Raw genomic sequence first — 19,859 nt, forward strand, 5'->3', positions numbered from 1 at the left:
GTGCTGTCGTGCAATTGACGATGACCCGCTTTGCCCCCAAAACACACATTCATACAACATGACACGAGCCCATCGCGTGGAGACAATTATGACCGCCCGTACAGACGCCCATGGATTGCAAGTTGCCAACGAACTCTTCGAGTTCGTGAATGAACAGGCCCTGCCCGGAACGGGTGTAGATCAAGATCATTTCTGGAAGAGCCTTTCGGCACTGGTTCATGATCTGGCTCCAGAAAACCGGGACCTTCTGGCAAAGCGCGATGCAATTCAGGAAAAGGTCGATGCCTGGCATAAGGCGAATCCGGGCACACCGGATATGGCGACATATAAGACGTTTCTGAGCGAAATCGGTTATCTTGTTCCACAGGGCCAGGGCTTTGCGGTTGGCACTGACAAGGTGGACCCGGAAATCGGAACTGTCGCCGGCCCACAGCTGGTCGTGCCTGTCATGAACGCGCGCTACGCACTGAACGCAGCGAACGCCCGCTGGGGATCACTGTACGACGCGCTGTATGGCACCGACGCCATGGGATCGAAACCGCAAGCCGGTGGATTTGACATGGCACGTGCTGCAGACGTGATTGCCTACGCCCGCAACGTCCTCGATGAAGCGGTTCCTCTTGCTGCGGGAAGCTGGTCGGATGCGACCGGTTTCAGCATTCAGAACGAAGTCCTGAAAATTGCGACAGAAAATGGTGAGACCACCCTGGAAGATGCGTCGCAGTTTGCCGGTTACTCGGGCGAGACGGCAGCACCATACAAGATCCTGTTGGTGAAAAACGGCCTGCATCTGGAAATCAACATCGATGCGCAGCATCCGATCGGAAAGACCGACAAGGCACATGTGTCCGATGTGGTTCTGGAATCGGCCATGTCCACGATCATGGATTGCGAAGACTCGGTCGCAGCTGTCGACGCGGAAGACAAGGTCGTCATCTACACCAACTGGCTCGGGTTGATGAAGGGTGATCTGGAAGAATCCTTCCGCAAGGGAGACAAAGAGGTGACGCGCCGGCTTAATGCCGACCGGCACTACACGGCGCCCGACGGCAGCGCGCTGACACTTCACGGCCGCTCGCTTCTACTGGTCCGCAATGTCGGACATCTCATGACCATTGACGCTGTTCTGGACAAGGACGGCAACGAAGTGCCGGAAGGTATGCTCGACGGCATGATCACTTCGCTGATCGCGCTGCATGACATCGGCCCGAACGGTGGAAATCTCAACAGCCGTGCAGGTTCCGTCTATATCGTCAAACCCAAGATGCACGGGCCTGAAGAAGTCGCGTTCGCTTCCCGGCTTTTCGATCGGGTAGAGGATGCGCTGGGCATGGAGCGCAATACGCTCAAGATGGGCATCATGGACGAAGAGCGTCGCACGACACTCAACCTGGGGGAATGTATCCGCCAGGCAAAGGACCGTGTGTTCTTCATCAATACCGGCTTCCTCGACCGCACCGGTGACGAAATGCATACATCCATGGAAGCAGGTCCGATGATCCGCAAGGGTGACATGAAGACCTCGACCTGGATTAGCGCTTATGAAAACAACAATGTAGACGTCGGTCTTGCCTGCGGCTTGCCGGGTCATGCCCAGATCGGAAAAGGAATGTGGGCAATGCCGGACCTGATGCAGGCCATGCTGGAACAGAAGATCGGTCACCCGATGTCGGGCGCAAACACTGCCTGGGTTCCGTCCCCGACGGCGGCAACATTGCATGCACTTCACTACTACAAGGTTTCCGTTTCGGCGCGGCAGGCAGAGCTGAAATCTCGTGAATCCGCGAAGCTGGAAGATATTCTTTCCATTCCTGTGGCTGAACGCCCGAACTGGACACCGCAGGATATCCAGGCGGAACTCGACAACAACGCCCAGGGTATCCTGGGTTATGTCGTGCGCTGGGTTGAGCAGGGGATCGGCTGTTCCAAGGTGCCGGACATCAACAATGTCGGGCTGATGGAAGACCGGGCAACCTTGCGGATCTCGTCGCAGCACATCGCCAACTGGCTGCATCACGGCGTGGTCTCAAGGGACCAGGTCATGGAAACCATGAAACGGATGGCAGCTGTCGTAGATGGCCAGAATGCCGGTGATCCGGCTTACCGTCCGATGTCTGAAAACTATGACGAGTCCATTGCCTTTCAGGCCGCCTGCGAACTGGTGATCGATGGAACACGCCAGCCGAACGGTTACACGGAACCGGTTCTCCATCGTCGCCGGAGCGAGTTCAAGGCGAAGATTGCCTGACGACAAACACGGCTTCCGGGCCGGTTGGCTGAGGGGGAGACGAGGTGGCCGGCAGGGCCGCCTCGCAAGTCAGTTCGACACGGGATAATCCTATTTCGTCATCCGGCCATTTGCCAACGCTTGCGGGTCGGCGCACCCGATAATGGCGAATTCCCCGGGGACGAGGCCCATACGACCGCAAACAGCCTCCGAAGCGGAATTTCCGGGTTGAACGCCCGGCATGAAATCTTTGACACCGAAATCTGAGTTCATCTCCAAAATAGCCTGTGCACCAAGATCAAGCGCGAGCCCCTGACCTCGATGAGAAGGATCGATGGCAAGCATGCCCCACCAGGCTTGCTTGCCGATGCAGTCAACGGACACCGTGCTTCCACGGCATTGCGTCCTCTTTCTCGTTACCGGAGCTGAATGTGTGGTGGAGAACCGTACCGGGAGCAGGTCTCCACCCGACCGGGGACTATCGCAGTCCTTCGTTGATGCTTTTCAACACCCGGCTTCCGGGACACAGTTCATCCTTGCCCAGGCTGTTCAGCGGCTTGGTTGCGAGTGCCAGGGTGTGGTTGAGATCCTGCGAGTCGGTGTCGAGGTAGAGCAGCCCGGTCAGCACCTTTCCGGTGCGATTGGCTGTCTGCAAGGCCATGAGGGCGTCCTCCCGGCTGTCCGGCTTGTATTTTCTGCTCGCCTTGTGCAGATGGATAATGGAGCCATCGTGCAGTGTCACCGTCTGACTTGAGCCTTCCTTGTATTGAGTTCGAATCTCTTCGCGCATCGGCACGAAGTCGATCGGCATTGCATCCAGATTGTCACGGGTGGCGGCGTAACTTCTTGTCGAGCCGACATTGTTGGCAAAGGTGACACAGGGAGAAACGACATCAATGAAGGCAAAGCCCCTGTGAGCCATCGCGGCGCGGATCAGGGGCTCCAGCTGTTCCTTGTCGCCCGAGAAACTGCGTGCGACAAAACTTGCCCCTTGCAAAACCGCGAGACTGGCCAGGTCGATACCGTCAAACGGGTTTTTTACACCGTATTTGCCGACTGACCCCAGATCTGCAGTGGCGCTGTCCTGACCCTTGGTCAATCCATAGCAGCCGTTGTTGGCGACAATGTAGGTCATGTTCACGTTGCGTCTGATCAGGTGAACGAACTGACCCATGCCGATCGAGGCCGTGTCGCCGTCACCGGACACACCGAGATAGATCAGATCACGGTTGGCGACACTGGCACCGGTCGCAACGGACGGCATGCGGCCATGCACGGAATTGAATCCGTGGCTCTTGCCAAGAAAATATGTGGGCATCTTCGAGGAACAGCCGATGCCGGAAAGCTTGGCGATGCGGTGAGGGGGGATTGCCGACAGGAAACAGGCGTTTCGGATTGCACCTGAAATGCTGTCGTGCCCGCACCCCGCACAAAGCGTGGAAACGGCACCATCGTAGTCGGCGACCGTATAGCCCAGCTCGTTTTTGGGGAGTTTGGGATGCTGGAATTTCGGCTTGTAATAGGACATCAGGCAATCTCCGGATGCAGCTCGACGATATCGGCGCTATCGACATTCAACGCCTGACGGATTTGACGGGCGATCGTGCGCGCCGTGATCGGTGTCCCCGAGTAGTTGAGAACCGAAGTCAACTTGTCGGGCGCGATATGGCACTCGTTCATGATGAGCTGCCGCATCTGACCATCCCGGTTTTGCTCGATCACAAAAACCATGTCGTGGTCGTGAACGAACGCGTCGAGACGTTTGTGGAAAGGAAAGGCGCGGATCCGCATGACGTCGATCGGGTAGCCCTCTTCAGCCAGTATTTCAACCGCCTCGTAAGACGGCGAGGCCGAGGTCCCGAAGAAGAGCGCACCAAGCTTCAGTTTGGTTTTCGGCTTCTTTACCGGGATCGGGTCGTGAACCTTGGGTTCTGGAACATAGGATTTTGCGGTCTCGAACTTGCGCAAAAGCCGATCGACATTCCGGACGTAATCTTCGCCTTTCTCGGAATAGATCGCCATTTCATTTTTTGACGATCCCCTCGTGAAGAATGCGCCCTTGTCCGGATGCGCGCCAGGCAGTGTACGATAGCAGATACCGTCGCCATCGACGTCCTGGTAGCGTCCCCACGATTCAGCCTCGTCCAGCGCTTCGGCGTCCAGGACCTTTCCTCGGCTCATCTCGTAATCGTCGTCCCATTCCAGCGGCGGCGACATCCAGTCATTCATGCCCAGATCGAGATCGGACATCATGATAACCGGTGTTTGCAGTTGCTCGGCAAGGTCAAAGGCCTGAACAGTCATGTCAAAGCACTCCCGCGGCGTCGCGGGGAAGAGCAGCACGTGCTTGGTGTCGCCGTGGCTGGCATATGCGGCGGCCAATATGTCCGATTGCTGGCTTCGCGTCGGCATTCCGGTCGACGGTCCGGATCTCTGGACATCGATCAGCACGACGGGCAATTCCGCGAAGTATGCCAGGCCCAGAAATTCGCTCATCAACGAAAGGCCCGGGCCGGAGGTGGCGGTAAATGCCCGCGCACCATTCCAGCTGGCACCGACGACGATACCCATGGCCGCCAGTTCGTCTTCCGCTTGTATTATCGCAAAGTTCCGTTTGCCGGTGCCCGCGTCGATCCGCATTCGTTCGGCATATTTGGAAAATGCGTCGACCACGGATGTCGACGGGGTAATGGGATACCATGCCGCAACCGTCGCCCCGCCATAGATCGCACCAAGGGCGGCGGCTGTATTGCCATTCATCAGGATGTGTTTGCTTTCGCGGATATGCGGCGCGTCAATCACGCTGGAGTCCAGCCGGATCGGCAACGGACAGGAAAAGTTGTCCTGTGCGAACTGATACCCCATTTCCAGCGCGTGGACATTTGGCAGGATCAGTTTTTCCTTGCCTTTGAACTGGTCGTTCAACAGGTCCTTGAGGATCGAGAAATCGACATCCAGCAGAGCCGCAAGTGCACCCACATAGACAACATTTTTCAAAAGTTGCTGCAATCGCGCAACCTTGAACTCGCGCATGCACATCGCGGTCAGCGGGATACCGAAATAACTTATGTCGTCGCGTTTGAGATGCGGTGCCAGCGGTCTGGTGGAATCGTAGACGAAATATCCCCCGGGCGCGATGCTGGCGATGTCGTCTTCCATCGTTTGCGGATTGACGCACAACATCAGATCAACGCCACCACGGCGGCCCAGATAACCTTTTGCACTGACGCGTACCTCGTACCAGGTTGGCAGGCCCTGGATATTGGACGGGAATATATTGCGCGGGCTGACGGGGACACCCATCCGGAAAATCGCTTTCGCGAACAGATGGTTGGCCGAAGCCGAACCTGTACCGTTTACGTTGGCGAACTTCACCACGAAATCGTTGATACCCTTGATCTGCTTCATTTGACGTCCACCAGGTCAGGCGTCGCTTTCGCCATGTTGTAGAGGAACATCTGCATGTCCCAGGCTGCCGTCGGGCAACGTTCGGCGCACAACCCGCAGTGCAGGCAGACATCTTCATCCTTCACCATCACGCGGCCGGTCGGCAGAGTGCCGGAAACATAAAGATCCTGATCGGTGTTTTCGGCCGGAACCAGAAGTTTGTTGCGCAGTTCGCCTTCAGGAGCGTTCTGCGTGAACGTTATGCAGCTTGTGGGACAAATGTCCGTACAGGCGTCGCACTCGATGCAGTTGGCGTCCGTGAACACCGTCTGCGCATCGCAATTCAGGCAACGTTCGGCTTCGATAAAGGCGGTCTCGACATCGAAACCCAGTTCGACTTCGACCATACGGTCGTTCAGGGATTTCTTGAGATCCTCCAGCGGCACAATCTTGCGCTCGTCCGTGATTGGAATGGAATCATAACTCCATTCATGAATACCCATCTTCTGTCCCACCAGGGTCACGTGGGGTGGCGGTCGCTTGGACAGGTTCTTGCCCTGGCAATAAAGGTCGATGGATACCGCCGCTTTGTGCCCATGCGCCACGGCGGTGATGATATTGGAAGGTCCAAAGGCTGAATCGCCGCCGAAGAAAACTTCTTTGCGGGTGGATTGAAATGTCTCGTCGTCGTTGATGATCGGCGTTCCCCAGCTGGTGAAGCGGATGCCGGTCTCCTTTTCGATCCAGGGGAAGGCATTTTCCTGGCCGATTGCGATCAGCACATCGTCACATGGAAAAAACACCGGGTCTTCCCCGGTTGATACCAGGTCACGCCGACCGTCTTCCTGGTAGATCGCCTCGACCTTGTCGAATGTCATGCCGACGAGCTTGCCCTTCTCGATGACGAATTCGCGCGGGACGTGGTTGTCGATGATCGGAATGCCTTCGTGAACAGCATCTTCCTTTTCCCACGGCGAGGCCTTCATATCGGCGAACGGGCTGCGGACGATGACCTTCACCTCTTCCCCGCCAAGTCGGCGCGAAGTCCGGCAGCAATCCATGGCGGTATTACCGCCGCCAAGGACAATCACGCGCTTGCCGATCTCCTTTGTATGTTCAAAGGCAACATTGGCCAGCCAGTTGATTCCGATATGGATGTTCGCGTCAGCTTCCTTGCGGCCGGGCAGCTTGGGAAGATCTCGTCCCCGCGGCGCACCGGAGCCGACGAAGATCGCGTCGTATCCCTTGGTCAACATCCCGGCCATGCTGTCGACATAGGTGTTGAACACTGTCGAGATACCCATGTTCAGGATGTAGCCGATTTCTTCATCCAGCACGCTTTCTGGCAGTCGGAAGGAGGGTATCTGGCTGCGCATGAAGCCGCCGCCCTTGGCCTGCGCGTCGTAAAGGTGCACCTCGTAACCAAGGGGGGCAAGATCCCGGGCAACCGTCAGCGACGCAGGACCTGCACCGATCAGCGCGACTTTCTTGCCATTGGGAGGACCGGCCTTGGGAAGCATGTCGGCTACTTCATCCTTGAAGTCTGCAGCAACACGCTTCAACCGGCAGATCGCGACGGGTTCCGCTTCGACACGGCCGCGCCTGCAGGCGGGTTCGCAAGGCCGGTCGCAGGTGCGGCCGAGCACGCCGGGAAACACGTTGCTTTCCCAGTTGATCAGATAGGCGTCGGTGTATCGTTGCTGAGCGATCAGGCGAATATAGGCAGGCACCGGCGTATGAGCTGGGCAGGCATATTGGCAGTCGACGACCTTGTGGAAATATTCCGGATTCGTCGTGTCGGTGGCTTGCAAGTCCTCTCCCCTCCCATCGAGTCCAAGACGTTTGGCTGTTGAAATTAAAGCGCGTCGCAAAGTCGTATGTAAAGACTACATTGCTGTCGCGGAGACGCTATGTGACTTTCGGATACTTGTAACGAGGAGGCACAGCGTCCGGGCAATGCTAAAAATCAGAGGCGATAAGGGGCGGTTTCCAGGCTGCCTGTGCGTTCTTTGAACGACAGGGATTTGCACATGCCCGACTGCGAGTTCAGATCCCGAGCTAAATAAAATTCGACCCCGGAATTGATCGGCTGCCCTTGCCCTAATTTGTGGGAATGTTGATCTCTGTGCCAGCTATCTGACTGACTTTACTGCCGAAATTAATTGTTTCATAGAGGGATCTGGGCGGGCGGGCGGCATCGTTGACGCTTCGCCGCACCCAATGCCGGGTCTCCATGGCCTTCAGGGATTGTGACAGTGCCCTGTCGGTTATAGTCGACAGATCCCGTTTGATTTCGTTGAAGTAACGAGGTCTTTGAAGCGACGTCAGAATGGGAATGGTCCATGATCGCCGCAGCAAATTCTGATCTTCGTTTTTTGATGCAATGTGAATTCTGTTTGCCAGTGAAGCAGCTGCCTGACCGGCCTTTGTCAGGCGAAACTCCGGTCGCAGAGGGTGACCATGGCCTGGATTCCTTTCCAGCAAACCCATCTTGATGAGATGCTCGATGCTTTGGGCAAAGGCCGATCTGCTCGCACCGGTTGCCGTTAGCAATGGTGCCTGTCGACCGGCAACACCTTCATGCAGGCTCGACAGGATCGGGACTGCCCAGGCCCTTGACGTGATGTTGACAAAAAGACTAATGTCCATAAAGTATAGTTAGTATATTTTGAGTCGAAAGGGAAGATCATGTCGTTAATTTCGTTGGAGCAAACCATCACGATTGCGATGTCGGTCAAGGACCGTCACGTAAGCGCGAACTGGTACGGGAAGATGCTGGGGTTTGAGGTGCTCTATCATGCGGACGAAGCAGGCTGGTCGGAGCTTCAGACCAACACCGCCGGAGTGACCATAGGGCTGGGGGAGCATGCCCAGCCGGCACCCGGCAATTGCGTTCCGGTTTTCGGGATCGCGGATCTGGACACGGCCAGGAACAAACTGGAACAGGCGGAGGTGAAATTCGATGGCGAAACCGACGTCGTCGAGGGCATGGTCAAGACGGCGACATTCTATGATCCGGACGGCAATGCCTTGATGCTCGCACAGGACCTTACCGGCAACACCTGATCCGATATTGACCCTGGTGGTGCCTGCTGCCGGTCGTGCGCTTCGGCATTTTCGAACGTGAGGTAGCAGGCAGCAAGGACGCGGATCGAGATCGGATTGGCCGGACGACAATACCAGTTAGGGGCGGAAAACAGGGAACGGTATCAGATCTCAGCTGGTGCCTTGCGACCCAGGTAAACTGTTTGAGTGATCTCGCGCCCATCCTGCAAGGGATTTGCGAAAACAACCGGCTCTGCCCAGCTTTGTGCGAATGCGCCACCAAGCAATCCGGTTATCGCCTCATCAGGCCTCTCGTCGGACCAAAGCCCGACAATCCCGGAGGGTTTCAGGAAACGCTGCAAGTTGCTGAGGCCATCGACAGTATAGAACCCGGCCGACCCGCCATGCAGCAACCGCTCCGGCGTGTGGTCGATGTCGATCAGAATGGCATCGTATTGACGACCAGGCTGTTGTGCGTCGAATCCGGTTTCCGAAGATGCCAGCGCAAAAAAATCTCCTTGCACCAGCCGGCAGCGGTGATCATCGGCCAATTCGGTTTTCATGGGCACAAGCCCCTCCTGATGCCAGCGGATCACCGGCTCCAGAAGATCGATCACCGTGAGCCTGGACACCGCATCATGCGCAAGCACCGCCTGGGCGGTGTAACCCAAGCCGAGACCGCCCACCAGAATATCCAGGTTGTCGTCAGCCAAGGCGGAGAGGCCGAGTTCGGCCAACGCCACTTCGGAGGCCGTGAAAAGGCTCGACATCAAATGCTCGTCGCCGAGCAGGATTTCAAAGACGTCGGTCTTCAGGGCCAGGATATGCCGCCGACGCAGCGATATTGCGCCAATTGGCGTGGGGGCAAAATCAAGTTCTTCAAACATGGCACTCATCAGCGCACCATGGCGACAACTCGATGATTTGGAAAGAGGCAACCGACAATAACAGCCAAAATGCGAACGCGGGTGCCTCGGTCCTTGTTTGGGTGGTCTGTCCTTGGGCTTGAAGAGCCGGACTTTCCGGAGCCGGAGGGGTTATGAATTGCTCCTGAAAAACGCATTTGGCCTTTGCCCTGTCGAGCATCCAAGCCGGCATCAATGCGAGTTTCGACCTGATCCGCAGCCTCATCCAGGCCCCTCTTTCCGATGGTCTCAGGCAACTTTCGGAAGCCGTGCGAGCTGCCCGCCCGACAGGAGCGCGCCACCGCCCGGCGCAACCTCGGTCAGGCCCAGATTCTGGAGGATCTTGCGCGTTGTCGCCACAGCGGCCGAGACGGTAGGCAGCCCCGATGCACGCTCGATCATCTCGATCGCCGGAAGCGATGGCATCTGCACGCAAGCCGAAGCAACGATCGCGTCGACGCCCCGCACGTCCAGCTTGCGCCAGAGTTCGGCCGGCGCTGCCGGGTCCTGAGAGGCGACGTCCAGATTGTCGGGAATTTCCAGCGCCAGGAAATCCTGCACTTCGATACCCTCGTTCTCGATGTACTCGACAACGAGTCTGGTGAGCGGTTTCATGTACGGGCAGATGATTGCGACTTTCTTGAAGCTCATCTCATGCAAACTCTCTACCAGCGCGCCGGCTGAATTCAACACAGGCGCTGGACAACCGCTTTCGGCAGTAGCCTTGTGCAACTTTTCCGAAGAGGTGCGATGATAACCCAAACCCATGGACATTATGGCCACCAGGCAGGCATAGGCCTGCACTTCGACGGCCGCATCCGAGAGTTCGGTCGCACATCTCAGGCTGTCGGCATCCATCGCCTCCAGCTCTTCCTTGACGACGGACTTCATGCGCATGCGCGAGGAATGGAACGTGAAGCGGTCCGGCAGGATCGTCTCTCGCGCTTTCAGCAGGGCCGGTATCTCGGTTTCCATGGTAACATTGGAGCTTGGGACAATCAGTCCGATGCGGCGATACTTTGATGAGTTGGTCATGTTGTTTCTCCTTTCGAGGCCGGTTTAGTAAGCGGGTCCCATGACGAGGTCCGGAAGCCAAGTTGCGAGACCCGGGAACAGGCACAGCAGGAGAATCGCAACAAGCATGCAGAGGACGAACGGCAGGGACCCGACCAGGATCTTCTTGAGCGAAATATCCGGTGCGATTCCGTTGATCACGTAGAGATTGAGGCCGACCGGCGGGGAAATCAGCCCGATTTCCATGTTGATGGTCAGCACCACCGCGAACCAGATCGGGTCGAATCCGGCGCTGACGATTACCGGCAAGAGGATTGGGGCTGCCATCAGGATGACTGCAACCGGTGGCAGGAAAAACCCTGCTACGATGAGGAAGAAATTGATCGCCGCCATCAGCACCCAGCGGTTGACTTCAAGGTCGCCGATCCAGGCGGCGATCGATTGCGTGATGAACAGACTGGACAGCATGTAGGAAAACACGCCGGCGGCCGCGATGATGAAAAGGATCATCACGCTCTCCTTGGTGCTGTCGCGCAGAACTGCCCAAAGGGATCTGGGGCTTAGGAGCCTGTAAATCACCATGGCAACCAACAGGCACAGAAGAGCGCCGACCGCGGCGGTCTCGGACGGTGTCGCAACACCGCCATACATCGCGTAGAGCACACCCACGATAATCGCGATGAAGGGAAGAACGCGCGGGAGGATCTCTACCCTGTCACTCCAGGAATAGCTGACTTGTGCCGCCGATCGTTCCCCTGAGCGCCACGTTGCATAGATCGACCAGGCCATAAAGAGGCTTACCAGCAACAGGCCCGGGATCACCCCGGCAAGAAACAGCCGTCCAATGGATGTCTCGGTGGCGATACCATAGACGATCATTGTGATGGAAGGAGGAATGAGAATGCCGAGAGTGCCGCCGGCGGCGATCGACCCGGTGGCGATTTCCTCAGGATAGCCGCGCTTGCGCATTTCCGGGATGCCCATCTTGCCGATTGCGGCACAGGTCGCAGGACTGGATCCGGACATGGCGGAAAAGAGCGCACAGGCACCAAGATTGGAGACGACAAGGCCGCCGGGAACCCTCGTCAGCCAGCGTTCGAGCGCTTCATAAAGATCGGCACCGGCTCTGGTCGAGGCAATTGACGCGCCCATGATGATGAACATCGGGATAGACAGGAGCGCAAAGCTGTCGAGCTTGCCGAAGAATATTTCCGGCATCAGTTCCAGAGATCTCATGCCATCGAAGATGACCAGGAAAACGGCAGACACGAGAAGCAGGCCCATGGCGACCGAAATGCCGCTGAACAATATCAGGATTGTGATCAGTCCGACGACTGACCCAAGTAGAAGAGGGTCCATCAGACTGCTCCATTCGATTTTTCGGAAAGGTTGAAAAACGTATCCGCGCAATCCGATGCAAGCTGAAGAAACAAAAGCCCGAACCCGACCGGCAGGGCCAGGTAGGGAATCCAGAGCGGTACGGCGGTAACGGTGTCCGATGTCCAGCCTCGGGTAAGGGCAAGATGCCAGTACTCGTAGCCGTAGAAGCTGCAGACGCCGATGATACAAAGAGAGGAGAGGGTGGTTGCCACCCTCAGCAGCTTGGCACCCTTAGGCCCAAGCCACATCGGCAGAAGGTCAACATTGACGTGCCCTTTGTGCTTCTGCACGAAGGGCAGTCCGAGAAGCGTTGCGGCGACAACCAGGTACACGACGATTTCGGTCTGCCAAACAGTCGAGCCGTTGAGGACAAAGCGGATGAAGATCATCTGGCAGGTGAGGAACACTGCGCCGAGGATCATGGTCGCCGCGATCCAGCCGGAGACTTCGGAAATCTGCCTTATGACGCCGGTCGCTCCGACCCGCGCACCACCAGTGCGTTCTTGAGCCATTTTTCACTCCATTTGCGTTTTGAGGAATGGACGGCCTGGGTCAGGCCGCCCTGACTGGGTCATTCGACCGAAAGCGCCAAATCCAGCAGGAACTGTCCGTTGGGCACGGACTCGACGAAGGACTTGTAGGCAGTGTCTTTTGCGAGCGCGCGCCAGGCCTTGAAATCTGCTGGTGTCATCTCTGCAATCTCGACGCCTGCTTCTCGAAAGACTTCGACTGAAGCGGCATCCTGTATTTTTGCCTGGCTCAGATAAAAGGCCTCGGCCTTCTCGGCCGCTGCAAGCAGAGATTCCTGCTGACTGCTGTTCAATCCCTCGAAAGTGGACTTGTTCATCAACAATGGCTGATAGAGAAACCAGAGCGCCACATCGCCAGCCGGAGTGTAGCAACTGACCTGCTCGAATATCCGGTACGACACGAAAGATGATGACGAGGTATTCGCGGCATCCAGAACTCCGGTCTGCATCGCGCTGTAGATTTCGGACGATGCCATGGATGCAATCGAAGCGCCTGCGCCGACCAGCATTTGCTCGAAGGACTTTCCGGCTGCACGGGTCTGAAGCCCGGAAACATCTTCCGGCCTGGTGATGCACTTGTCTTTTCCGACAAAACCGCCGGCGAGATAGCCGTCAACGAGCACCATGACGTCGTCTTTCTCCATTTCCGCCTTCAATTCATCCATGAAGGGCGAGTCCGAAAGGCGGGACGCATGGTCGTGATTCTTCACCAGACCGGGCATCAGGGTCAGGTTGAACGCCGGTCGCTGGCCGCCGGCATAGCTCAGGGGAAAGACCGTCATGTCGAGCTGTCCCCTGCTGAGCGGCTTGTACTGCTCGCGCGGTTTGAACAGCGATTTTGACGGAAAGATCTTGATGGTGAGATCCACGTCTGCGGCGGCAACCTCGTCCGCCACCATCTGTGCCACGTTGTGGCGAATGTCCTTGGTGGACCATTGATGCGACAGGCGAAGTTCCGATGCCTGTGCGGAGTGGGTGGAAAAAATCGAGGCAATTGCAGCCGCGGCGAGCAGGGTTGATTTCATGATAGCTTCCTCCTGTTGGTACAAATAAGACTTATATGTATACATATAGGTAATTTAAAAATACATATGTGTCAACATACGTATCGACAAGCTGAAAGGTGCAGTCTAAAAAGAGACAGAAATCAAGGGATTGACTAAGATGGCGCGCGTTGCTGACCAATTGATCGAGACACTGCGGAATGAAATTCGTTCCGGTGCCTTGCGACCGGGGGATCAATTGGAAGAGGCTGCATTGGCCGAGCGTTTCGATGTTTCGCGCACACCCGTTCGAGAGGCGGTGAGATCTCTCGTCGACAGCGGGTTGCTCGAAACCAGGCCTCGAAAGGGAGCTTTCGTAAGAGTTCTGACGGCAAAGGAACTCATTGACTTGTTCGAAGTCGCTGCCGAATTGGAAGGCATGGCTTGCCGCCTGGCAGCGGAGCGATTGACCGGTGAGGACGCCTCATCGATCGAGACGGCCATGCAGTTGTGCCGCGACGCGGTCAACCGGGATGACAAGACCGCATACGCAAAGGCCAACCTGGCATTTCATGAGTCTATTCATCTGGCAGCAGGCAACAGCAGGCTTGTTGAACAGATCGAACAGCTTGCCGGACATATCAACCCATATCGCGCGATGCCGTTCCAGATGCGCGGAAGGCTTCAGAAGTCAACCGAGGAACACGCAAGAATCGCAGAGGCGATTCTTGAAAACAAAGGTGCGGAAGCTGATGATCTCATGAGGGATCACATGATGCTGCAAGGTCAGCGACTACCTATTATTTTGGAGGCAATCGAATCCAGATAGCATGTCCCAAATAGCGTGTCCCAGATGTCAGGCAGGCCCTTCGCCCAACGGATCCCATCGTTTTTGCAAACACGGAACATAGTCGCGTCGCGCCACGAGGCTGGCCGACCGGACTGTTTCGTTTTCTGCCCGACTAACGTGTCAGACCGTTCACGACGTCATTTCCATCAAAGTGGCCGGGCCGGATCTTCCTGCAGACCCAGGTGTAACTCGTTGCCTTCATAAGGATGTGCACGGGCCACGTCTTCATCAAGATCATGCCCCAGTCCGGGTTCACAAGAGGGAAGAACGTAGCCGTTTTCCCATCGGATCGGGGTGGTCAGCAGATCGGAATAGATACCATCGAACGTCCGGATCGACTCCAGCACCAGGAAATTCGGACTGCATGTCGCCAGCTGGATATTGGCAAGTGCTACCAGTGGGCCGCAGTAAAGATGGGGAGCGACCTGGGCGGAATGGCACTCCGCCATGGCGGCGATTTTCTTGGCTTCGAGCAGGCCGCCAACGCGGCCGAGATTCATCTGCAGAATGCTGGCGGCCCGGGTGTCCAGAACGCGTGAAAACTCGTATTTCGTGCACAGCCTTTCACCCGTCGCGACCGGTATGGATGTGTAGCGTGCAACTTCAGCCATGTCTTCCGGCTTTTCCGGCGGGATCGGCTCTTCGAACCAGAGCAGATCATAGGCTTCCAGACGGCGGGCCATGCGCTTGGCGCCGGACACGGTGAACTGGCCGTGTGTTCCGAAAAGAAGATCAGCCCTGTCACCGACAGCCTCTCGGATGGTCCTGCAAAATCCTTCCGAGCGATCCAGATCCCGAAGGCTCGGCTGGTGACCATCATAGATCGTGTAGGGTCCGGCCGGGTCGAACTTGACCGCGGTAAAGCCCTGTTCGACGGCCTTGATGGCTGCCGCAGCAGCAATGTCGGGATCGTTGTAGACATTTGGAGTGTCCGGATCCGGATAAACGTCACCATCGTTGGGATAGAGATAGGTATAGGACCGAAGACGCTCGTGAACCCGGCCACCAAGTAGCTCATAAACAGGTTTGCCTGCCGCTTTTCCGATGATGTCCCAGCAGGCCATCTCCAGACCGGAGAGAACTCCCATCACGGAAACATCCGGCCGCTGGGTATAACCGGCACCGTAGGTCTTGTGCCAAAGCCGCTCGATGTGGTGAGGATCTTCGCCCTCGAACTGACGTTGGAACACATCTCTGGCCATTTCCGCCACGAGATGCGGGCCGAACGTGGCGTTGTAGATTTCGCCATAGCCGACTGTACCGCAACGTGTGACCAGCTTGACGAAAATGAAATACCGGCCGCCATGACGAGGCGGTGGGTTTCCGACAACGAAGGTCTCGATTTGGTCGAGTTTCATCAAACAGGTCCTGACCTAACTGGCGTTGCTGATCGTGATCGACTTTACCTTGGTATAGGCATCGAGTCCTTCCCAGCCTTTTTCGCGTCCATAGCCGGATTTCTTGTTGCCGCCGAATGGCAGTTCCAATCCGCCGGCCCAGTAGTCGTTGATCGATACCTGGCCGCAGTCCATGGCCGAGGCGACCCGCATTGCCCGGCTGACATCCTGGGTATAAACGCTCGCGATCAGGCCGAATTCCGTGCCGTTGGCCAGTTGTATGGCCTCGTCTTCGGTGTCGAAGTTCTGAACCGAGAGCACCGGCCCGAATATCTCTTCCTGTACTGCCGGGTCATCAGGTTCAAGGTCGGCAATTACGGTCGGCTGGAAGAACCAGCCCTTGCCGGTGTCGGCGTCGACCGTCACGTCGCCGCCGGTCAGAAGGTGGGCGCCGCGGCCTTTCGCTGCTTCGACATGCGCCTTGATCCGCGACAGGTGCAGCTCCGAGTTGATCGCACCCATATCCGGTGCGGTCAGTCCGTGTGCGGTCCTGATCGACTTTGCCCGCTCACCAAGAATGGCAAGAACATCGTCGCGGATCGCCTTGTGCATGATGAGCCTGGACCCGGCAGAGCAGATCTGACCGGAATTGGAGAAGATCGCCCAGTAGGCTCCGTCCGCCACTTTTTCAGGGTCTGCATCACTGAAGGCGATCAGGGGAGACTTGCCGCCAAGTTCCAGGGTCAGCCGCGTGACGTTGGGGGCTGCCATCTGGGCAACATTGATGCCTGTCGAAACGGACCCTGTGAACGTCAGTTGCTTGATCCGCGGGTCACGTGCCATCCGGGCACCGATATCCGCGCCAAGGCCGGTGACGACATTGACCAGCCCCGCCGGCACACCTGCCTCGCAGAGCAGTTCTGCCATCACGAGGGCGGTGAAGGGTGTTGTCTCCGCTGGCTTTGCAACAACCGAACATCCTGCGGCAAGCGCAGGTGCGACACCGCGCGCAAAGGTCGATGTTGGATAGTTCCAGGGAATGATATGCCCGGTAACCCCGACCGGTTCGCGCACGGTAAAGGCTGTGTAGGCTGGCCCGAGATTGACGGACCGCCCGTCAAGCTTGTCGGCGGCGCCTGCGTAATATTCGAACAGCCGCGCGGAGGATTGAATGTCGCCCTGTGCTTCCGCCAGGGTCTTGCCGCTGTCGACCACTTCGATCACTGAAAGCCGGTCGGCATTCTCTCGAAACAGGCGGGCGACATTGTTCAGGATCCTGCAACGCTCGCCCGGCGTCACCTGCCGCCAGTGCCGTGCGGCTGTTTCGGCTGACGCAATGGCAAGATCCATGTCGGTCTCTTCACCGAGGGAGAATTCCGCGAAGGCCTCCGCCCGTCCCGGATCGAAGCTTTCCATTTTCCGGTTCGATGGCTGCGTGGTCTTGCCGTCAATGAAGTGGCCATCGGGCAGGGCTGCAAGCCTGCCGGTCTTCAGATAATCTTGTGCGATGTCATGAGCTGTCATTGCGTGGCTCGTTTCCGGTCTTGAAGGATGAGGTCAGCCCCTTTCAGGGCAAGCATCATGGTTGGGGCATTGGTATTGCCCGAGGTAATATTTGGAAAGGCAGAGGCGTCGACAACTCTCAGGCCGTCAACTCCGTGAACCTTGAGACGGCTGTCGATCACCGATGTTTCTGCATTTTTACCCATCCGGCAGGTCGAGACCGGATGATAGACGGTGCTGGCACGGTCGCGGAAATCGGCCAGAATTCCTTTGCCGTCGAGCGTTTCCAGATGAGGTGCGACGGATGCGTCCACAACAGAGCGCATGGCCTGGCTCGACATGATTTTCTGGCAAAGCCGGCCGCCGGCAATGACCGCTTCGCGATCTTCTTCCGTTGCAAGCGAATTCGGCTGGATCAAGGGAGCAACAGTACTGTCCACGCTTTTGATATCGATGCGTCCCCGGCTGGTTGGCCGGGTCGGTTGCGCACAGATGATGAAGCCGTTGAAGGGATCCAGGGTCAGCTTTGCCGTGTTGCCGTTCGGGAGCAGCCGATAGCTGATGGGATTGAAGTAAAGCTGTTGATCTGGATGTTCCAACCCGGATTGCGATTTCAGGAACCCGCCGCACTGGTTCACAGACAGCGCAAGAGGGCCCTTTCGTGTAACCGCATATTGCAGGGCGGCACGTGCCCGGCCCGCCAGGGGGCGCAACACGGCATTGAGCGTTGCTTCTTTGGCCCGAAACGTGAAGTTGGCGGCAAGGTGATCCTGTAGGTTTCCGCCGACATTGGGGTTGGCAACAAGCACGGGAACTCCAAGATCCTGCAACAGGTTACCCGGACCTATCCCGGATACTTGCAACAGCTGGGGTGAGCCGATGGCGCCGGCTGAAAGGATGAGCTCCCGATCGGCACGAAGCACTTCACCGCTCGTCAGCTCGATGCCGACAGCCGTGTTGCCCTCAAAGAGGACCCGTTTGGCCTGTGTTTCCGTAAGCAGTTCGAGATTCGGGCGGGACAGGGCCGGATGCAAGAAGGCGCGTGCGGACGAACAGCGCTTCCCGTCTTTCGTATTGATGTGGTAGTTGCCACCGCCTTCGGGCGCTGCGCCGTTGAAATCGTCCGACCGTGGCAGGTCTGCCTCGTCGAGTGCCGAAAAGAAATGGCGATTAAGTCTGTGTATCTGTTTCGACGTGTCCTGGACGTGGATCCAGCCGCATCCCATTTTTCTGCCGCTGGGCGACACTTTCGTTTCCAGGCGTTCGAATACAGGTTTGACGTCCCGCCAACCCCAGCCTTCTGCTCCGGATGCCTCCCAGTCTTCAAAATCTCTTGGAAGGCCGCGGCAATAAACCATGGCATTGACAGAACCCGATCCCCCCAGCATGCGGCCCCTCGGCCAGGAAATACTGCGTCCATTCAGGCCCGTGTCCGGCTCCGTCTTGAATTGCCAGGTGCACTTTGGATCTGAGACAAGCTTGGCATATCCCAGAGGCAATCGTACCCAGGGTGAATTGTCGGCGCTCCCGGCTTCCAGCAAAAGCACGGTGGAGTGCGGGTCGGCACTCAGGCGCTCCGCAAGGATGCATCCGGCAGACCCGGCTCCGACGATGATGTAATCGGCTCTTTGCATTGGTGACACCGGCTGTCGTGTTGTGTCTGCCGCGAAGTTTCCACGAGATTGCAAAATCCATGAAACGAAAAAATATTTGGAGAAGCATTGAAAAATTTTGTAGGAAGAACCTGTTTCCGAATACGAAATGTCGGGTGTTGCAAAAAACGCTGAGCCTAGAGATATGGTCTATAGCCTCCCACCCCTGTCATGGCTTCGTGCGTTCGAAGCTTCGGCTCGCCTTGGCAACTTTACCCGGGCGGCAGAAGAACTGTTGATTACACCGGCAGCGGTCAGTTACCAGGTGCGTCAGCTGGAGCAGAAGCTTGGCTATCCGCTCTTTGAAAGGGTTCACCGTGAACTCGTCCTCACAAGACTGGGCCAAACCTATTTGCCCAGTGTCGAAAAGGCGTTCTCGGACCTTTCCATCGCCACGGTCTCGGTTTTCGGCGAACGGGATCGCAAGCCGGTCCGTTTCCGCTGTCTGAACAGTTTCAGCCAGCTCTGGATGATTCCGCGTTTGAAGTCGTTCCAGCAGGCTTTTCCGGAAATTGAACTGCAGATGATGTCGGCGTCTTGGGCCGAAACGCTGAACCCGGATCTCTTTGACATTGATATCCGCTTTGGTGACGGCAGCTGGCGGGACGGAGCTGTTGAGTTCCTGTTGAACGATCCGATCGTCCCCGTTTGTCATCCCCAATTCTCGTTTGACGTCAGGGAGAGGGATCTTGATACGCTGGCGCATGCCTCGCGGCTCGACATCATGGGCGTGATAGACACCTGGGAGAGCTTCTTCAGGGCTTTCGGGCATCCTGCGCCACGACGGACCGGGCTTCAGGTGGACCAGACGCTGTCTGCATTGGAACTGGCCGCTCTCGGCCATGGCCATGCTCTCGTGCTTGAAACGCTCGCGCAGCCCTACCTGGAAACCGGGCGGCTGGTTCTTTCCTGTGACAGGAAAATCAAGAGCCGCCACAGCTACTATCTGGTCACCTCCGGTCCGCGGCAGGGTCTGGGGTCAGACGCTCAGATTTTTTGCAGCTGGTTGATCGGTGAACTGGGAGCCAAGGATCTGTGACCGTTCA

General features: G+C 57.1%; 17 protein-coding genes. 4 read left to right on the forward strand and 13 right to left on the reverse strand.

Translation table 11 applies throughout. The features are described 5' to 3' along the window. Nucleotides 1-88: 88 nt before the first annotated feature. The gene (locus tag LA5095_RS01670) at nt 89-2,248 is read left to right on the forward strand and encodes a malate synthase G (protein ID WP_055112629.1); all 2,160 of its coding nucleotides are present in this window, start codon (nt 89-91) and stop codon (nt 2,246-2,248) included. Between the two features lie 90 nt (nt 2,249-2,338). Here the strand turns inward: LA5095_RS01670 and LA5095_RS01675 are convergent, their stop codons facing one another. From LA5095_RS01675 to LA5095_RS01695, 5 genes are all read right to left on the reverse strand, one after another. Then, nucleotides 2,339-2,611 (reverse strand): GNAT family N-acetyltransferase, encoded by a 273-nt coding sequence (locus LA5095_RS01675; protein ID WP_055111358.1) that lies wholly within the window; start codon nt 2,609-2,611, stop codon nt 2,339-2,341. 94 nt (nt 2,612-2,705) lie between these two features. Then, complete coding sequence (locus LA5095_RS01680) at nt 2,706-3,755, reverse strand: 2-oxoacid:ferredoxin oxidoreductase subunit beta (RefSeq protein WP_055111360.1); 1,050 nt, start codon at nt 3,753-3,755, stop codon at nt 2,706-2,708. Further along, on the reverse strand, nt 3,755-5,635 hold the full coding sequence (locus LA5095_RS01685) for a 2-oxoacid:acceptor oxidoreductase subunit alpha (RefSeq protein ID WP_055111362.1): 1,881 nt from the start codon (nt 5,633-5,635) through the stop codon (nt 3,755-3,757). The genes LA5095_RS01680 and LA5095_RS01685 overlap by 1 nt, the downstream gene beginning before the upstream one ends. After that, complete coding sequence (locus tag LA5095_RS01690; protein WP_055111364.1) at nt 5,632-7,425, reverse strand: FAD-dependent oxidoreductase; 1,794 nt, start codon at nt 7,423-7,425, stop codon at nt 5,632-5,634. Before LA5095_RS01690 ends, LA5095_RS01685 begins: the two co-directional genes overlap by 4 nt. A 289-nt stretch (nt 7,426-7,714) precedes the next feature. Next, complete coding sequence (locus tag LA5095_RS01695; RefSeq protein WP_055111366.1) at nt 7,715-8,263, reverse strand: winged helix-turn-helix transcriptional regulator; 549 nt, start codon at nt 8,261-8,263, stop codon at nt 7,715-7,717. 39 nt (nt 8,264-8,302) lie between these two features. Between LA5095_RS01695 and LA5095_RS01700 the strand changes: the two genes are divergently transcribed. After that, nucleotides 8,303-8,680 carry a VOC family protein gene (locus tag LA5095_RS01700; RefSeq protein ID WP_055111368.1) on the forward strand — a complete coding sequence of 126 codons (378 nt, stop codon included), beginning with the start codon at nt 8,303-8,305 and terminating at the stop codon, nt 8,678-8,680. 143 nt (nt 8,681-8,823) lie between these two features. Here the strand turns inward: LA5095_RS01700 and LA5095_RS01705 are convergent, their stop codons facing one another. The 5 genes from LA5095_RS01705 to dctP form a co-directional block, all read right to left on the reverse strand. After that, complete coding sequence (locus tag LA5095_RS01705; protein WP_055111370.1) at nt 8,824-9,555, reverse strand: spermine/spermidine synthase domain-containing protein; 732 nt, start codon at nt 9,553-9,555, stop codon at nt 8,824-8,826. A gap of 258 nt (nt 9,556-9,813) precedes the next feature. Beyond that, the gene (locus LA5095_RS01715) at nt 9,814-10,599 is read right to left on the reverse strand and encodes a maleate cis-trans isomerase family protein (protein WP_055111375.1); all 786 of its coding nucleotides are present in this window, start codon (nt 10,597-10,599) and stop codon (nt 9,814-9,816) included. Nucleotides 10,600-10,623: 24 nt separating this feature from the next. Then, nucleotides 10,624-11,937 carry a TRAP transporter large permease gene (locus LA5095_RS01720; protein WP_055111378.1) on the reverse strand — a complete coding sequence of 438 codons (1,314 nt, stop codon included), beginning with the start codon at nt 11,935-11,937 and terminating at the stop codon, nt 10,624-10,626. Continuing rightward, complete coding sequence (locus LA5095_RS01725; protein ID WP_055111380.1) at nt 11,937-12,470, reverse strand: TRAP transporter small permease; 534 nt, start codon at nt 12,468-12,470, stop codon at nt 11,937-11,939. Before LA5095_RS01725 ends, LA5095_RS01720 begins: the two co-directional genes overlap by 1 nt. A 59-nt stretch (nt 12,471-12,529) precedes the next feature. Further along, complete coding sequence (dctP, locus tag LA5095_RS01730; RefSeq protein ID WP_055111382.1) at nt 12,530-13,513, reverse strand: TRAP transporter substrate-binding protein DctP; 984 nt, start codon at nt 13,511-13,513, stop codon at nt 12,530-12,532. Nucleotides 13,514-13,652: 139 nt separating this feature from the next. Between dctP and LA5095_RS01735 the strand changes: the two genes are divergently transcribed. After that, a complete protein-coding gene (locus LA5095_RS01735; RefSeq protein WP_055111384.1) occupies nt 13,653-14,300 on the forward strand; it encodes a GntR family transcriptional regulator in 648 nt (215 codons plus the stop codon). 167 nt (nt 14,301-14,467) lie between these two features. On the opposite strand, the gene LA5095_RS01740 is transcribed toward LA5095_RS01735, so the two are convergent. Genes LA5095_RS01740 through LA5095_RS01750 form a run of 3 tightly spaced genes read right to left on the reverse strand, consistent with a single transcriptional unit; the run spans nt 14,468 to nt 18,795 of the window. Beyond that, entirely contained in the window at nt 14,468-15,679 is a 1,212-nt protein-coding gene (locus LA5095_RS01740; protein WP_055111386.1) for a mandelate racemase/muconate lactonizing enzyme family protein, read from the reverse strand. A 15-nt stretch (nt 15,680-15,694) separates the two neighbouring features. Then, a complete protein-coding gene (locus tag LA5095_RS01745) occupies nt 15,695-17,182 on the reverse strand; it encodes an aldehyde dehydrogenase family protein (protein ID WP_055111388.1) in 1,488 nt (495 codons plus the stop codon). Further along, complete coding sequence (locus tag LA5095_RS01750) at nt 17,179-18,795, reverse strand: GMC family oxidoreductase (RefSeq protein ID WP_055111391.1); 1,617 nt, start codon at nt 18,793-18,795, stop codon at nt 17,179-17,181. The genes LA5095_RS01745 and LA5095_RS01750 overlap by 4 nt, the downstream gene beginning before the upstream one ends. A gap of 163 nt (nt 18,796-18,958) precedes the next feature. Between LA5095_RS01750 and LA5095_RS01755 the strand changes: the two genes are divergently transcribed. Then, nucleotides 18,959-19,852, forward strand: a complete 894-nt coding sequence (locus LA5095_RS01755) for a LysR family transcriptional regulator (protein WP_055111393.1) — start codon at nt 18,959-18,961, stop codon at nt 19,850-19,852. The last annotated feature ends 7 nt before the right edge of the window (nt 19,853-19,859 follow it).

Origin of the sequence: Roseibium album (assembly GCF_001404515.1) — a bacterium.
Taxonomy (GTDB): domain Bacteria; phylum Pseudomonadota; class Alphaproteobacteria; order Rhizobiales; family Stappiaceae; genus Roseibium; species Roseibium album.

What these genes read in the sequence shown, in the direction of transcription:
- LA5095_RS01680 (WP_055111360.1), bottom strand. Translation starts at nt 3,755, where the DNA reads ATGTCCTATTACAAGCCGAAATTCCAGCATCCCAAACTCCCCAAAAAC.
- LA5095_RS01740 (WP_055111386.1), bottom strand. Translation starts at nt 15,679, where the DNA reads ATGAAACTCGACCAAATCGAGACCTTCGTTGTCGGAAACCCACCGCCT.
- LA5095_RS01700 (WP_055111368.1), top strand. Translation starts at nt 8,303, where the DNA reads ATGTCGTTAATTTCGTTGGAGCAAACCATCACGATTGCGATGTCGGTC.
- LA5095_RS01670 (WP_055112629.1), top strand. Translation starts at nt 89, where the DNA reads ATGACCGCCCGTACAGACGCCCATGGATTGCAAGTTGCCAACGAACTC.
- LA5095_RS01750 (WP_055111391.1), bottom strand. Translation starts at nt 18,795, where the DNA reads ATGCAAAGAGCCGATTACATCATCGTCGGAGCCGGGTCTGCCGGATGC.
- LA5095_RS01735 (WP_055111384.1), top strand. Translation starts at nt 13,653, where the DNA reads ATGGCGCGCGTTGCTGACCAATTGATCGAGACACTGCGGAATGAAATT.
- dctP (WP_055111382.1), bottom strand. Translation starts at nt 13,513, where the DNA reads ATGAAATCAACCCTGCTCGCCGCGGCTGCAATTGCCTCGATTTTTTCC.
- LA5095_RS01755 (WP_055111393.1), top strand. Translation starts at nt 18,959, where the DNA reads ATGGTCTATAGCCTCCCACCCCTGTCATGGCTTCGTGCGTTCGAAGCT.
- LA5095_RS01745 (WP_055111388.1), bottom strand. Translation starts at nt 17,182, where the DNA reads ATGACAGCTCATGACATCGCACAAGATTATCTGAAGACCGGCAGGCTT.
- LA5095_RS01720 (WP_055111378.1), bottom strand. Translation starts at nt 11,937, where the DNA reads ATGGACCCTCTTCTACTTGGGTCAGTCGTCGGACTGATCACAATCCTG.
- LA5095_RS01705 (WP_055111370.1), bottom strand. Translation starts at nt 9,555, where the DNA reads ATGAGTGCCATGTTTGAAGAACTTGATTTTGCCCCCACGCCAATTGGC.
- LA5095_RS01715 (WP_055111375.1), bottom strand. Translation starts at nt 10,599, where the DNA reads ATGACCAACTCATCAAAGTATCGCCGCATCGGACTGATTGTCCCAAGC.
- LA5095_RS01725 (WP_055111380.1), bottom strand. Translation starts at nt 12,470, where the DNA reads ATGGCTCAAGAACGCACTGGTGGTGCGCGGGTCGGAGCGACCGGCGTC.
- LA5095_RS01695 (WP_055111366.1), bottom strand. Translation starts at nt 8,263, where the DNA reads ATGGACATTAGTCTTTTTGTCAACATCACGTCAAGGGCCTGGGCAGTC.
- LA5095_RS01685 (WP_055111362.1), bottom strand. Translation starts at nt 5,635, where the DNA reads ATGAAGCAGATCAAGGGTATCAACGATTTCGTGGTGAAGTTCGCCAAC.